The sequence below is a fragment of the Roseivirga sp. genome, from assembly GCF_034669765.1.
Classification (GTDB): domain Bacteria; phylum Bacteroidota; class Bacteroidia; order Cytophagales; family Cyclobacteriaceae; genus Roseivirga.
Genome location: NZ_JAXMOQ010000003.1, coordinates 533,018 through 546,022 on the forward strand (window position 1 = coordinate 533,018; position 13,005 = coordinate 546,022).

The 13,005-nt window shown below is 40.2% G+C and carries 13 protein-coding genes; 7 read left to right on the plus strand and 6 right to left on the minus strand.

What is annotated here, in order from left to right; all coding sequences use genetic code 11:
- Positions 1-91: 91 nt before the first annotated feature.
- The 7 genes from pyrE (at position 92) to VOI17_RS08540 (ending at position 8,043) form a co-directional block, all read left to right on the plus strand.
- Positions 92-742 (plus strand): orotate phosphoribosyltransferase, encoded by a 651-nt coding sequence (gene pyrE / locus VOI17_RS08510; protein WP_323756820.1) that lies wholly within the window; start codon positions 92-94, stop codon positions 740-742.
- A complete protein-coding gene (locus tag VOI17_RS08515) occupies positions 709-1,860 on the plus strand; it encodes a glycosyltransferase family 4 protein (protein WP_323756821.1) in 1,152 nt (383 codons plus the stop codon). The genes pyrE and VOI17_RS08515 overlap by 34 nt, the downstream gene beginning before the upstream one ends.
- A 215-nt stretch (positions 1,861-2,075) precedes the next feature.
- On the plus strand, positions 2,076-4,346 hold the full coding sequence (locus tag VOI17_RS08520) for an ATP-dependent helicase (protein ID WP_323756822.1): 2,271 nt from the start codon (positions 2,076-2,078) through the stop codon (positions 4,344-4,346).
- A 171-nt stretch (positions 4,347-4,517) separates the two neighbouring features.
- Complete coding sequence (locus VOI17_RS08525; RefSeq protein ID WP_323756823.1) at positions 4,518-5,156, plus strand: DUF4290 domain-containing protein; 639 nt, start codon at positions 4,518-4,520, stop codon at positions 5,154-5,156.
- Positions 5,157-5,159: 3 nt separating this feature from the next.
- Positions 5,160-6,464, plus strand: a complete 1,305-nt coding sequence (murA, locus tag VOI17_RS08530; protein ID WP_323756824.1) for a UDP-N-acetylglucosamine 1-carboxyvinyltransferase — start codon at positions 5,160-5,162, stop codon at positions 6,462-6,464.
- A 67-nt stretch (positions 6,465-6,531) separates the two neighbouring features.
- Complete coding sequence (locus VOI17_RS08535; RefSeq protein ID WP_323756825.1) at positions 6,532-7,266, plus strand: VIT1/CCC1 transporter family protein; 735 nt, start codon at positions 6,532-6,534, stop codon at positions 7,264-7,266.
- 72 nt (positions 7,267-7,338) lie between these two features.
- A complete protein-coding gene (locus tag VOI17_RS08540; protein WP_323756826.1) occupies positions 7,339-8,043 on the plus strand; it encodes a hypothetical protein in 705 nt (234 codons plus the stop codon).
- 41 nt (positions 8,044-8,084) lie between these two features.
- Here VOI17_RS08540 and VOI17_RS08545 read toward each other — a convergent pair whose 3' ends face one another.
- The 6 genes from VOI17_RS08545 to dnaN all read right to left on the minus strand — a co-directional run bounded on the left by VOI17_RS08545 (position 8,085) and on the right by dnaN (position 12,916).
- Entirely contained in the window at positions 8,085-9,344 is a 1,260-nt protein-coding gene (locus tag VOI17_RS08545) for a sulfate adenylyltransferase subunit 1 (protein ID WP_323756827.1), read from the minus strand.
- A complete protein-coding gene (gene cysD, locus VOI17_RS08550) occupies positions 9,331-10,236 on the minus strand; it encodes a sulfate adenylyltransferase subunit CysD (protein WP_323756828.1) in 906 nt (301 codons plus the stop codon). Before cysD ends, VOI17_RS08545 begins: the two co-directional genes overlap by 14 nt.
- A gap of 6 nt (positions 10,237-10,242) precedes the next feature.
- The gene (locus VOI17_RS08555; RefSeq protein ID WP_323756829.1) at positions 10,243-10,953 is read right to left on the minus strand and encodes a phosphoadenylyl-sulfate reductase; all 711 of its coding nucleotides are present in this window, start codon (positions 10,951-10,953) and stop codon (positions 10,243-10,245) included.
- Between the two features lie 4 nt (positions 10,954-10,957).
- Positions 10,958-11,203, minus strand: coding sequence for a DUF2061 domain-containing protein (locus tag VOI17_RS08560; protein WP_323756830.1), 246 nt, complete (start codon positions 11,201-11,203; stop codon positions 10,958-10,960).
- 82 nt (positions 11,204-11,285) lie between these two features.
- Complete coding sequence (locus tag VOI17_RS08565) at positions 11,286-11,699, minus strand: Rrf2 family transcriptional regulator (RefSeq protein ID WP_323756831.1); 414 nt, start codon at positions 11,697-11,699, stop codon at positions 11,286-11,288.
- A gap of 95 nt (positions 11,700-11,794) precedes the next feature.
- The gene (gene dnaN / locus VOI17_RS08570; protein ID WP_062594085.1) at positions 11,795-12,916 is read right to left on the minus strand and encodes a DNA polymerase III subunit beta; all 1,122 of its coding nucleotides are present in this window, start codon (positions 12,914-12,916) and stop codon (positions 11,795-11,797) included.
- Between the last annotated feature and the right edge of the window lie 89 nt (positions 12,917-13,005).

Consider the following 13,005-nt stretch of genomic DNA (forward strand, 5'->3'; position numbering starts at 1 on the left):
TACTAATTTTTGCTAATATGAAATATTTTTTAAGAACAATACCTCTGTTGGGTTTATAAATTTCAGAAAAAAATTCCCTTAAATTCGTGCCATGGAAAAAATAGGCACCCCTAAAGATACAGCACTAAGAGTTGCTTCCGATTTATTAGAAATTAAAGCAATTCAACTAAATAAGTCTCAACCCTTTACATGGAGTTCAGGTTGGAAATCTCCAATCTATTGCGATAACCGCTTATCGCTTTCATTTCCTGAAACCAGAACTTATATAAAGAAGGCGCTTGCCGAAGCCTGCAAATTATTGTACCCAGAAGCCCAGTCCGTTGCTGGAGTAGCCACTGCTGGTATTCCACAAGGGGCTTTACTTGCTGATGAATTAGGACTTCCATTCATCTATGTGCGCTCTTCGCCAAAAGGACACGGCATGGAAAACCTAATTGAAGGAAAAGTGGCCCCAGGTCAAAAAGTGGTTATTGTGGAAGATCTTGTTTCCACAGGAGGAAGTTCCCTAAAAGCAGCAGAAGCACTAAAGTCAGCGGGCTATGAAGTACTCGGAATGGTGGCCATTTTCACCTACGGTTTCCCTTTAGCTGATGATAATTTTGAAAAAGCAGGAATTAAACTTCATTGCTTAAGTAACTACTCTGTTATGCTCGAAAAGGCTAAAGAACTTGGTTATGTGAACCAAGACGACTTAGCCTCTTTGGAAAAATGGAGACAAGATCCAGCCAGCTGGAAAGGTTAATCAACAAAGCACCCATCTCAAACATGCCTAACGACAAGCTGAGGCTTCTTTTCATCACCTACCAAGGCGGCTTGGCAGGTTCTACCAACTCTATTGCTTATTTGGCAAAAGGCTTGGCTGAAAAAGGGCATGAGGTCTTTGTTGGTTGTAGGCAAGACATGCTCATTTGGGATTTACTGGAAGGTAGCAAAGCCCAGCGAATCCCGATGACATTCAAAGGGAAATTCGATACAGAAAACTGGCGACAGATCAGGGATGCAGTTCAAAAACATGACATTCAGGTGATCAATGCCCAGTCGAGCTATGATCGGTATACAGCCGTTTTTGCTAAGCTGCGATACAAACTCAAAGTGAAAATTGTTCATACCCGAAGACAAAACCCTTTAAGTGCTGGCGGCTGGTTACAGAAATGGTTTTATGTCAAAAATACGGCTGGAATTGTGGTGATTAGCGAAGGACTAAAGGCCATTTTTGTTGATAAAGGATACCCAAAAGATCATCTAAAAGTAATTCATAACGGTATCCCCCCTGAGCGCCTATCACAATGGAATGAGGGAACCGTAGAGAAATTCAAACAACAGTTGAATATCAAAGCGGGAGAAAAAGTGATCGGCTGCGTTTCTCGCTTCAAAGAACAGCCACAAATTATTGAGGCGGTGGCTCAACTCAATGAACCAAGTATTAAACTGGTTTTTGCAGGAATCGAACAAAGTCAACTTGAACCTTACATTGAGCAATTCGGCCTTAAGAATGAAGTCATTTGCTTAGGCGATGTTTCTGGAAAAGAAGTACTCAATCTCTACCGCTTGTTCGATATCAATATTCTTGCTTCTACCATGGATGGTTTCGGTTTGGTGTTAATTGAAGCCATGGCCATGAAATGCCCCGTAATTGCCACCAACTTTGGCGGCATAGCCGATGTAGTTCAAAACGATTATAATGGCTTCCTCTTCGAAAATGAGAATACTACTGAACTCTCTACAAAAATAAAGCAGCTCCTCTCCGATCAGCCTACCAGAGATAAGTTTATCGAAAACGGATTAACCACCGCCTTCGAGACTTTCAGCATGGAGAATACAATTCTGAATTATGAGGAATACTTCTGTAGTTTAACCTGAATTACGCATTGGATTTCGTGATGAAGAGATAAAGTCAAAAAAAAGAGTCACTTATATCCAAGAGACATAGCATAGCTATGGGGATTCAATAAATGTATGTTAAGGGACTCTTTTGAAGTAATTTATCTTTGGAATAGAAAGTCTAACGCATAATTCAGGTTTATTAGCCAAAAACTAGAATCAAAGCTTAAATTGCAGGTTGAAAACTGTGCAGAATGGATTACCTCTCTTCCCTTAATGAACCTCAATACGAAGGAGTAGTGAACACGGAAGGCCCCACCATGATTATTGCTGGTGCCGGCTCCGGAAAAACAAGGGTGCTTACCTACCGCATCGCTTACTTAATGCAGGAAAAAGGGGTTGATCCATTCAATATTCTTTCCCTCACCTTTACCAATAAGGCGGCAAAAGAAATGCGCGAGAGGATTGAAAGCGTAGTAGGCTCCAATGCCAGAAACCTTTGGATGGGAACTTTTCACTCGGTCTTTGCAAGAATCCTAAGGGCCGAAGCGGGAAAGCTAGGCTACCCAAGCAACTTTACTATTTACGATACAGACGACTCTAAGTCTCTGATCAGAAACATTGTAAAAGAATATGGCTTAGACGACAAAGTGTATAAGCCCAACACCGTACTCAGCAGAATATCGAGTGCGAAGAACAGGTTAATCTCTTGGCAAGAATACACCACCAACCCTATTTATAAGGCGGACGATGACACCGCTATGAAGCCAGAAATGGGCATGCTTTACAAGGCTTATAGTTTGCGCTGTAAAAAGGCAGACGCTATGGATTTTGACGATTTACTCTTCAATACCAATGTGCTTTTCAGAGATCATTTAGATGTGCTTAACAAATACCAACATCGCTTCAGGTACGTGCTGGTGGATGAGTTTCAAGACACCAACGTTTCCCAATATTTGATTACCAAGAAGCTTTCAGCAGTCAACCAAAACATTGCGGTAGTTGGCGATGACGCTCAAAGTATTTATGCTTTTCGAGGAGCGGACATTGAAAACATTCTGAATTTTGAAAAAGACTTTCCAGACCTGAAGGTGATCAAACTGGAACAGAATTACCGTTCTACCCAAAACATAGTTAACGCGGCAAATTCTGTAATTGGAAGAAATAAAGGCCAGCTAAAAAAAACCGTATGGACAGCCAACAACGATGGCAACCAAATTGAATTGATCAAGTCGGTTTCCGATAATGAGGAAGGTCGTTTTGTAGCCTCAGAAATTTTTGAACAAAAGGCCAATCGCAATTATAAAAACGAAGATTTCGCTATTCTGTACCGAACAAATAGCCAGTCTAGATCCATTGAAGAAGCCTTAAGAAAATCAGGCATTGCTTATCGTATTTACGGTGGCCTGTCGTTCTACCAAAGAAAAGAAATTAAGGATTTGATGGGCTATCTTCGATTTGCCATCAATTCCAACGATGAGCAATCCTTCCGAAGAATTATCAATTTACCAAAACGAGGTATAGGCCCCACTTCAGTAGAAAAAATAGTAGTTGCAGCTTTTGAACATGACATTCCACTTTGGGAAGTGCTTGTCAACATCAACTCCTTTTTACCCGGCCGAGCTGCAAATGCGATCAACGACTTTGTTACGCTAATAAAAAGCTTCAAGGTTTATGTTGAAACCAAAGATGCTTTTGAGACCGCCAGCCATATTGCCAAAAACTCTGGTCTATTAAAAGAGCTTTACGAAGACAAAACCATAGAGGGCTTGAACCGCTATGAGAACGTTCAAGAATTATTGAACGCCATGAAAGAGTTTGTCGACACACCAGAAGTTGAGGATAAATCGCTCAACAACTTTATGCAAGACATCGCCTTGTTAACCGACAGTGACAAGGACAACCAAGAAACTGATGTCGTGACTTTAATGACCATTCATTCGGCTAAAGGACTTGAATTTAAAAACGTATTCATTGTGGGCATGGAAGAAGATCTTTTTCCTTCGCAAATGATGATGAGCAGTAGGGCTGATTTAGAAGAAGAGAGGCGTTTATTCTATGTGGCCATTACCCGGGCAAAAGAAAACCTCTATTTCTCTTATGCACTATCACGTTATCGTTATGGGCGTTTGCTCAATTGCGAACCTAGCCGATTTATTGAAGAAGTAGACCCTAGCTATATTAAGGTAAACACAAAATACGGAAGCCGAGAACAAAAATCATCAAGCCTTAGCCCTAGTAGAAATGCTCCGGAAGTGGGTTCAAACTATGCGCGAAACTTAATAGCGAATAGAAATGCTGCGCCTAAAAAGCCCATGTCCTACCATAAGCCTTCCGATAATTTCACCCCGAGCGATATTTCAAACCTTAAAGAAGGCATGAAGGTGGAACACCCTAAATTCGGTTTTGGTAAGGTTCATAAAATGGACGTGGAAGGTTCGAACAAAAAAGCGAAAGTCATATTTGAGAACTTTGGTGAAAAAACGCTGCTATTGAGCTTCGCAAAGTTGAGGATTGTCGAATAAAAAAGAATTAACTTACCGTCATAACAACCTTGCACATTACGCGTTGAGTTTATAGTAAGTCCGAACGAAGGATCAATTTTATAAAACGGTGCTCAAACCGATGAATATCTACGATCAAATAGACCTTCTTCTTCCAGAATAATTGTTAATTTCGTAGTGAAAAGTAAAAACATGAGTTTAGAATATAATACCCAAAGAGAAGATGTAATCCAGAAGGAATACGGTAGAAACGTACAAAAACTGGTTGAATATATCAAAACCGTTGAAGACAAAGAAAAGCGCAACCAATACGCGCAAACACTAACTGACCTTATGCGTCAGATCAACCCTAATTTGCTTCGCGAAAATGCTGAGTACGATCAAAAAGTATGGGATGATTTATACATCATGTCGCGCTTTGATTTAGACGTGGAATCGCCTTTCCCAATGCCTGAGAAAGAATCTATTGGTAAAAAGCCACAGCGTATGGCATACAAAACGGATGAAATTAAGTTTCGTCACTATGGTAGAAACCTAGAGATGATGGTGAAATTGGCGGTTGAAATGGAAGATGAAGATTCTAAGGAGAATGCCATTATTCACATCGGTCGCTTAATGAAAAGCTTCTTTTCTAACTGGAACAAAGACAATATTGAAGACGAAGTAATTGCTCAACACATTCACAGAATGTCGAAAGGCCAATTGGTTGTAAACATCGAGAAAATAAAAGAAGAAGGCCTTTTCAACACCAGCGTAAGAGAAAGAAGACCGTCTTCTGGGCCATCTAACCAAAACAGAAAAAAGAATTACACAAAACGCAGACGCACATAATTAATGGCATCTTTTGTAATTGAAGGCGGTACCAAACTGAATGGAGAAATTACTCCACAGGGTGCCAAAAACGAAGCATTACAAATCCTGTGTGCTGTTTTAATCACTTCTGAACCTGTTACACTTCATAAAGTCCCCGACATTCGTGATGTAAACAAACTCATTGAATTACTTGGCGCCATGGGTGTCGAAGTGCAATTCTTGGGGGCTGAGAGTTACCGCTTTTGTGCAAAAAATGTAAACATTGATTACCTAGAAACTGAAGAGTTCCGAACCAAGGCTTCATCGCTCCGTGGTTCGGTAATGATTCTAGGGCCGCTTTTAGCCCGTTTTGGAAAAGCAAAAATATCTAAACCAGGAGGTGATAAAATTGGCCGAAGAAGGCTGGATACTCACTTTATTGGTTTCCAAAAATTAGGTGCCCGTTTTCTGTACGAATCAGAAACTGGTATGTATCATATTGATGCTTCCCAACTGAAAGGCACTTATATGCTTTTAGAAGAAGCCTCGGTTACTGGTACCGCCAATATTTTAATGGCTGCCGTAATGGCAAAGGGTAAAACCACCATTTACAATGCTGCTTGCGAGCCATACTTGCAACAGCTTTGCGCCATGCTCAACAGAATGGGAGCGAAAATTACTGGTGTTGGGTCTAATCTATTACATATTGAAGGTGTTGATTCGCTTATCGGAACCGAGCATACAATGCTGCCTGATATGATTGAAATTGGGAGTTTCATTGGCATGGCGGCTATGACGCAATCCGAAATTACTATTAAGGATTGTCGAATCGATCAACTTGGTTTAATTCCAGATACTTTTAGGAAAATGGGAGTTCAAATGGAGTTTAGAGGTGATGATATCTTTATCCCAGGTCAAGATCATTATGAAATAGAAACCTTTATTGACGGTTCTATTATGACCATTTCCGATGCCATTTGGCCAGGGCTAACCCCTGACCTTTTGAGTATAATTTTGGTAATGGCGACACAAGCCAAAGGAACCGTTTTAGTACATCAGAAAATGTTCGAAAGCCGTTTGTTCTTTGTAGACAAACTGATTGACATGGGTGCTCAGATCATTCTTTGCGATCCACACAGAGCAACTGTTATTGGCTTGAACCGTCAGCAAAAGCTCAAGGGAATAAGAATGACTTCTCCTGATATTCGTGCAGGTCAAGCCTTGCTTATTGCAGCGCTTTCTGCCGAAGGCACCAGTGTGATTGACAATGTTGAGCAAATCGACAGAGGCTACCAACACATTGACCAAAGATTAAATGCTTTAGGGGCCAAAATCCAAAGACAGTAGGGTTTAAAAAATCAATCGTGCTATATTGAGCTAATATTGAGGTTCAACCTAAATACTCAAAAACTGCATGAGCAAAAAACACCACGAAGCCCATTTACACGGTAAGACATCGATCTTCTCAAAATTTCACGATTACATTGGTGAATTTATTTATGGAGGAATTGATGGTAGTGTCACCACTTTTGCTGTTGTAGCAGGAGCTGCAGGCGCTCACTTGGACAGTTCCGTAGTCATCATCCTCGGTTTTGCCAACCTATTTGCCGATGGTTTCGCCATGTCCGTTGGGAGTTACCTTTCTACCAAATCAGAAAAACAGAATTACGATAAACATAAAGCTATTGAATACTGGGAAGTGGATCACTTGCCAGAAAAAGAACGCGAGGAAATTAGAGAAATCTATCAAGCCAAGGGCTTTGAAGGTGAACTTTTGGAACAAGTGGTGGATAAAATCACTGAAGACAAAGATCGCTGGGTAGACGTAATGATGAAGGAAGAGTTGGAGATGATAGAAGAAACCAAGTCGCCTTTTCAAATGGGACTTGTGACTTTCATCTCTTTCTTATTCATGGGCTTTATTCCACTCATTGTTTATGTAATTGATTACACCCGAGGACTCGATGCCGATCTATTCCTTTATTCCTCGATTCTGACCTTTGTTGCTTTTGGTGCCATAGGCTATGCGAAGAGTTATGTAACTTCTACCAGCCGTGTACGGGGCGTTTTAGAAACACTTTTCTTAGGTGGATCTGCCGCTGTTTTGGCCTATTACGTAGGTGTGATACTCGAAAGAATGATTTCCTAAGCATCCTTGGACAACTTTCCTTGTCAATAATAAAGCAATTGCTTTATATTCAATGTCAAACCTTATTATCAAATGAAATTTGGAACTTCTCGCAGGCTTGCCAAAGTCAAAAAAGCAGATGTAATCACTTACATGATAGAGATCTTCATTGTGATTTTCGGAATTACAGTGGCCTATCAACTCAACGTAGTTTATGAAGATTCAAAAGACCTAAAGCTCGAAAAAGGTGCAATCGAAAAGGTGCACACAGAGCTTGAATTGAATATAATTGAGTTTGAATCGTTGGCAGATGAACGTTTGGAACTACTTGAAAATGAGAACCAGTTAGCTCAAATTCTATACTCTGATGGTTACCTTTATACTGAAGGTAGCTTAGAAAATGAAGAAATATCTAAATACCTCTTCGCTATCAATAAAACATATAAGTCCAACCTCCAGTTCGAGGGACTCAACTTTTACCTGAATACCAACTACACCACCAGTAATTCCGACCTCAAGAATGATTTGATCACTTTAAAAAACAAATACACAGCCTTAAAAGAAGTGTCGCAATATCACGCCAGCATGAAAGAGAAATATTACAACGACTTTCTGATTAAAGATGTAGATTTCGGTTTACAAAAAGTAGTAAGCTTTGATCGAATCAAAAGTGTAGAATTCAAGAACTTAATCCTTAATCTGATTGAAAATGAAATTGAGTTAAACAGGCTTTTACAAGAAGCGCATGAGGTTGCTCTAGATATAGACGAAAACCTAGAAGCCAAAATACGTAAATAAGTCTATCCCTCCTTTCTGTTGGGATTTATTCAATTGAAAACCTAAGCTACAAAACCCACACCTACCGTATTGTTGGTGAATTCATCAATTAAAATGAAGGCACCATTGTTCCTATTTTGCCAATAAGAGTCCGCTAAAACTGGTTTAGAAGATCTCAAAACCACTTCTCCGATATCATTTAATTGGAAATCTGAGATCCCCGATTCCACCAACAGACTCTCCGTATTTACCTTGTGGTTTAAACCGAGTACTTTAACTCTCGATTCACTTACTCCATGTTGCAATTTGTAGGTCTTTCCAGCTACCAGTGGATTACTATCCATCCAGCAAACATCAGAAGTAATCTCATTACCAAAGTTTATACTACCCTCCTTCACTAACATATCACCCCTGCTGGCTCCAATGTCATCTTTCAATAGAACGCTTACTGACTCACCCGCAATTGCCTCATTCAGCTCCGTTCTGTATTTCTGAACGGCACAAATCTCCGATACCGCACCTGAAGGTAAAACAGTGACCATATCTCCCACTTTAAAGACACCACTAGCCACTTTGCCTGCATAGCCTCTGTAATCGTGATACTTTTGAGTTTTGGGTCTGATTACATATTGAACAGGAAACCTTGACGGCAACTCTCTTTGCTGAACTTTGACTTCAATAGCCTCCAATACTTCAATAAGGGAATTACCCAAGTACCAAGGCATTTCTTGACTCCCTTCCACTATGTTTTCGCCATAAAGTGAACTAATGGGTAGGAAAGAAATATCAAAGCCTGCTAATGAAGCGCTAGTCACCAAGGCTTTCACCTCATATACGATGCTTTTAAAACGCGCATGGTCATAACCTACTAAATCCATTTTATTGATACAAACCACGACTTTAGGCACACGCAAAAGGTGTGCTATGTATAAGTGACGTCTCGTCTGTTCTACTAATCCATTTCTGGCATCAATCAGAATCAACGATGCGTCTGCATTACTTGCACCCGTCACCATATTTCGGGTATATTCAATATGACCTGGCGTATCGGCAATGATGTATTTTCTCGACTTCGTAGCAAAATAAATATGTGCCACATCAATCGTAATTCCTTGCTCTCTTTCTGCCACCAACCCATCTGTCAGTAATGAAAGGTCTATATAATCAAGTCCCTTTCTTCGGCTGCTTTTTTCAATGGCCAATAGCTTATCAGAAGTAATGGATTTGGTATCGAAGAGCAGTCTGCCAATAAGGGTACTTTTCCCATCGTCTACGCTCCCAGCTGTAGCAATGCGCAATACTTGTTTGTTAGAAATATCCATACTGTTTTCTTTTTTCCATAGCGGATTCCGAACGTTTGTCATCAATTCTAGCGCCTCGTTCGGAAATGGTGGCACTCAAAATCTCTTCAATTACTGTTTCAATCTGGTCGGCATCAGACTCTACGGCTGCCGTACAGGTCATGTCACCTACAGTGCGAAAGCGGACTGTACGCGTTTCTATTTTTTCGTTTTCATCTTTATTGATGAAAGTTGAATTTGGCCAAATCATGCCGTCACGTTGAAAAACTTCGCGTTGATGGGCGTAATAAATGGACGGGATTTCAAGACCTTCTTCTCTGATGTAATTCCAAACATCAATTTCCGTCCAGTTAGAGATCGGGAATGCACGCACATTTTCACCCACATTGATTCTCCCATTGAGCATATCAAAAAGTTCAGGGCGTTGTTTCTTGGAGTCCCATTGCCCAAAATCATCTCGCACTGAAAATACTCGCTCTTTGGCCCGGGCCTTTTCCTCATCTCGTCTAGCGCCACCTATGCAAGCATCGAATTTGAACTCTTCAATAGCTGCTAGTAATGTCACGGTTTGAAGTGCATTTCTGCTGGCATATTTCCCTGACTCTTCCACTGCTATTTTCTTGTCAATGGAATCTTGCACATAACGTACGTGCAATTCGAGCCCTAACTCTTCTACCAATGCATCGCGAAAGGCAATGGTTTCAGGAAAGTTATGTCCAGTATCCACATGCAATAAAGGAAAGGGGATTTTACCTGGGTAAAACGCCTTTTCGGCCAAACGCACTAAGGTGATGGAATCCTTTCCTCCAGAAAATAATAATACAGGCCGCTCAAACTGAGCCGCCACTTCCCTCATGATGTAAATGGACTCATCTTCCAACTCACGTGGAAATTGTCCGTCAAAAACATTCATAACTACTTATCTCTTAATTGTAACTGTATGTAAACCACATTCCTTTTGTGAACTCTCCCACCACCAACGCCCTGCTCTTGGAGATTCGTCAGGAGTAATTGACCTAGTGCAGGGTTGGCAACCTATACTCACAAAACCTTTATCATGAAGCGTGTTATAAGGCACTTTGTACTCATCCAAATAAGCCAACATGGCTTCATAAGTCCAGTTCAAAATAGGATTGTACTTAATCACCTGATTTCCCTCATCCCATTCAAATAAATCTAAATGTTGACGATTATCTGATTGAGCTGCACGCATGCCGGTAATCCAAACTTTGGTGTTTCTCAGCGCACGTTTTAAGGGTGCCACTTTCCTTATGTAACAGCATTCCTTTCTGTTTTCAACTGATTCGTAAAAGCTAAAAAAACCCTTCTCGCTCACCAGCGGCTCAACATCTTCTGACTTCGGGAAGTAGGTCGTTATTTCCGGTTTATAGCGCATTCTGGTCTTTTCCATCAGCTCATAGGTTTCAGAAAACAAACGCCCTGTATCCAAAGTAAAGACTTCCACAGGCAGTTGATTACGAAAAATAATATCTGTGATGACTTGATCCTCTTGCCCAAAAGCACTCGAAAACTTAACCTGCGCAGGGAATTCTTGAGCAAGACAGCTGATTACCTCTGCAACAGAGAGCTCCGCAAACCGGCTATTATATTCTTGAATTCTGTCTTTCACCCTTCTACTTTTTTAGTTTAACAGAAGACCAAGCACGCTCATGAAAATAATAGAGCACTATTTTGCTAAAAACCTCAATCGAGCCTATGGAAAGGGCCAAACTCACCTCGCCAGTAATAAAATAAGAGATCATTATGGTATCGATCGTACCTACAATTCGCCAGCTTACGGTTTTCAGAATACTTTTGAGATTACTATCGCTTAGCTCCTGCTTTTCTATTTTTCCTTTTACCACCGAGTCTAAAAACATAGTAGTTCACTTTTGTTCAAACATTGATATCACAAAAGTATACATTCCCTACCGTTTTAATAGAGTAATAGAGCAATTTTTTTTAATGCTTTCGGAGAACGTCCTTTAAAGACTTATGCTCTAGCACTTTAAGGGTGTTATCCCTTACCTCACTCATCACTACATTCAGCCCACAAATGTCTTCTTGACAGTTTTCGCACCTTTCATAATAGTTTAGACTAACACAAGGAAGCAGTGCAATGGGGCCATCGAGTAATCGAATAATTTTAGCTAATCCAATATCCTCCGGAGCTTTAATCAGGTAGTATCCTCCACCTTTTCCCTTCTTGCTACCAAGAATTCCTGACTTCTTCAGCTCCAACAGAATATTCTCTAAGAATTTCAATGAGATCTTTCTCTCTTCTGAAATTTCAGAAATGAGAATTGGTCCTTTCTCTTGATTCTCGGCCAAGTAGGTTAAAGCGTGGAAAGCGTATTGGGTTTTTTTAGACAGCACTTTGTGTATTTAATTGACGAAGTTATCAAAAATAAAGATTGAAAATAAAAAAGGAGCCTAAAGCTCCTTTCCTTATCTTTTTGCTCAATGATGAATTAGTAGTTATTCAACATTACTGGCATTACCAGCATTAGAATATCTTCACTTTCATCTTTATCACCAGGAATCAACAAACCGGCACGGTTAGGTGCTGACATTTGAAGCGTAACTTCTTTAGAATGAAGGTTACTCAACATTTCCACCAAGAATTTCGCATTGAACCCAATTTCGATATCTTCTCCTTCATGCTCGCAAGCCAAAGTTTCCTTTGCTTCGTTAGAGAAATCTAAATCTTCGGCAGAAACTGTAAGTTCACTACCTGTGATTTTCAATCTAATTTGGTGCGTAGTTTTGTTGGCGTAAATCGAAATCCTTTTCAACGAACCTAAAAGCTCGCTCTTGTTGATTTTCATTTCGATTGGGTTGTCAGAAGGAATCACGTTTTCATAATCCGGAAAACGCTCATCGATCAAACGACAAATCATTTTAATCGCATTGAAGTGGAAGTAAGCATTAGATGCATTGTATTCCACTACTACATTTGAGTTTTCAGAAGGCAAAGTAGATTTTAACAAGTTCAGCGCCTTGCGAGGAATAATGATTGACATCCCAGTATCAGAAGCTACATCTACTCTTCTATAACGTACCAAACGGTGACCATCTGTAGCTACGAAAGTAGTGTTTGTTTCTGCGAGTTTTACGTAAACACCGGTCATTGCTGGTCGCAACTCATCATTGCTGGTGGCAAAGATTGTATTGTTAATCGCGCTGCTGAGCACCTCTGTAGACATATCTACTTGGTAGGCATCAGTCACCTCTGGTACTTTAGGAAAATCAGTAGCGTTTTCGCCAGCCAATTTATATCTACCATTATCAGAGTTGATTTCAACGCTGTAAGTCTCATTGTCAATAGTAAACGTAACAGGCTGCTCTGGTAAATTCTTAAGGGTATCCATAAGGATACGAGCAGGAACAGCAATGCTTCCATTTTCTTTTGCCTCCACATCAATCTCTGTAATCATAGAGGTTTGAAGATCGGAAGCCGTGATGGTCAAAAGTCCATCTTTAATTTCAAATAAAAAGTTTTCAAGGATTGGCACTACTGGATTAGTAGTGATTACTCCATTGATATTGGAAAGGCGTTTTAGCAATTCTGCTGAAGAAACGATAAACTTCATAAAAACCGGGTTTATTACTGTGGGTACTTTAAGCGCATAAAGTTAAAAATAAAATCAATACTCGGTATCAAAACCTAGCTTTTTGGCAC

What these genes read in the sequence shown, in the direction of transcription:
- VOI17_RS08540 (WP_323756826.1), top strand. Translation starts at nt 7,339, where the DNA reads ATGAAATTTGGAACTTCTCGCAGGCTTGCCAAAGTCAAAAAAGCAGAT.
- dnaN (WP_062594085.1), bottom strand. Translation starts at nt 12,916, where the DNA reads ATGAAGTTTATCGTTTCTTCAGCAGAATTGCTAAAACGCCTTTCCAAT.
- VOI17_RS08545 (WP_323756827.1), bottom strand. Translation starts at nt 9,344, where the DNA reads ATGGATATTTCTAACAAACAAGTATTGCGCATTGCTACAGCTGGGAGC.
- murA (WP_323756824.1), top strand. Translation starts at nt 5,160, where the DNA reads ATGGCATCTTTTGTAATTGAAGGCGGTACCAAACTGAATGGAGAAATT.
- VOI17_RS08535 (WP_323756825.1), top strand. Translation starts at nt 6,532, where the DNA reads ATGAGCAAAAAACACCACGAAGCCCATTTACACGGTAAGACATCGATC.
- VOI17_RS08560 (WP_323756830.1), bottom strand. Translation starts at nt 11,203, where the DNA reads ATGTTTTTAGACTCGGTGGTAAAAGGAAAAATAGAAAAGCAGGAGCTA.
- VOI17_RS08515 (WP_323756821.1), top strand. Translation starts at nt 709, where the DNA reads ATGGAGACAAGATCCAGCCAGCTGGAAAGGTTAATCAACAAAGCACCC.
- cysD (WP_323756828.1), bottom strand. Translation starts at nt 10,236, where the DNA reads ATGAATGTTTTTGACGGACAATTTCCACGTGAGTTGGAAGATGAGTCC.
- VOI17_RS08525 (WP_323756823.1), top strand. Translation starts at nt 4,518, where the DNA reads ATGAGTTTAGAATATAATACCCAAAGAGAAGATGTAATCCAGAAGGAA.
- VOI17_RS08520 (WP_323756822.1), top strand. Translation starts at nt 2,076, where the DNA reads ATGGATTACCTCTCTTCCCTTAATGAACCTCAATACGAAGGAGTAGTG.
- pyrE (WP_323756820.1), top strand. Translation starts at nt 92, where the DNA reads ATGGAAAAAATAGGCACCCCTAAAGATACAGCACTAAGAGTTGCTTCC.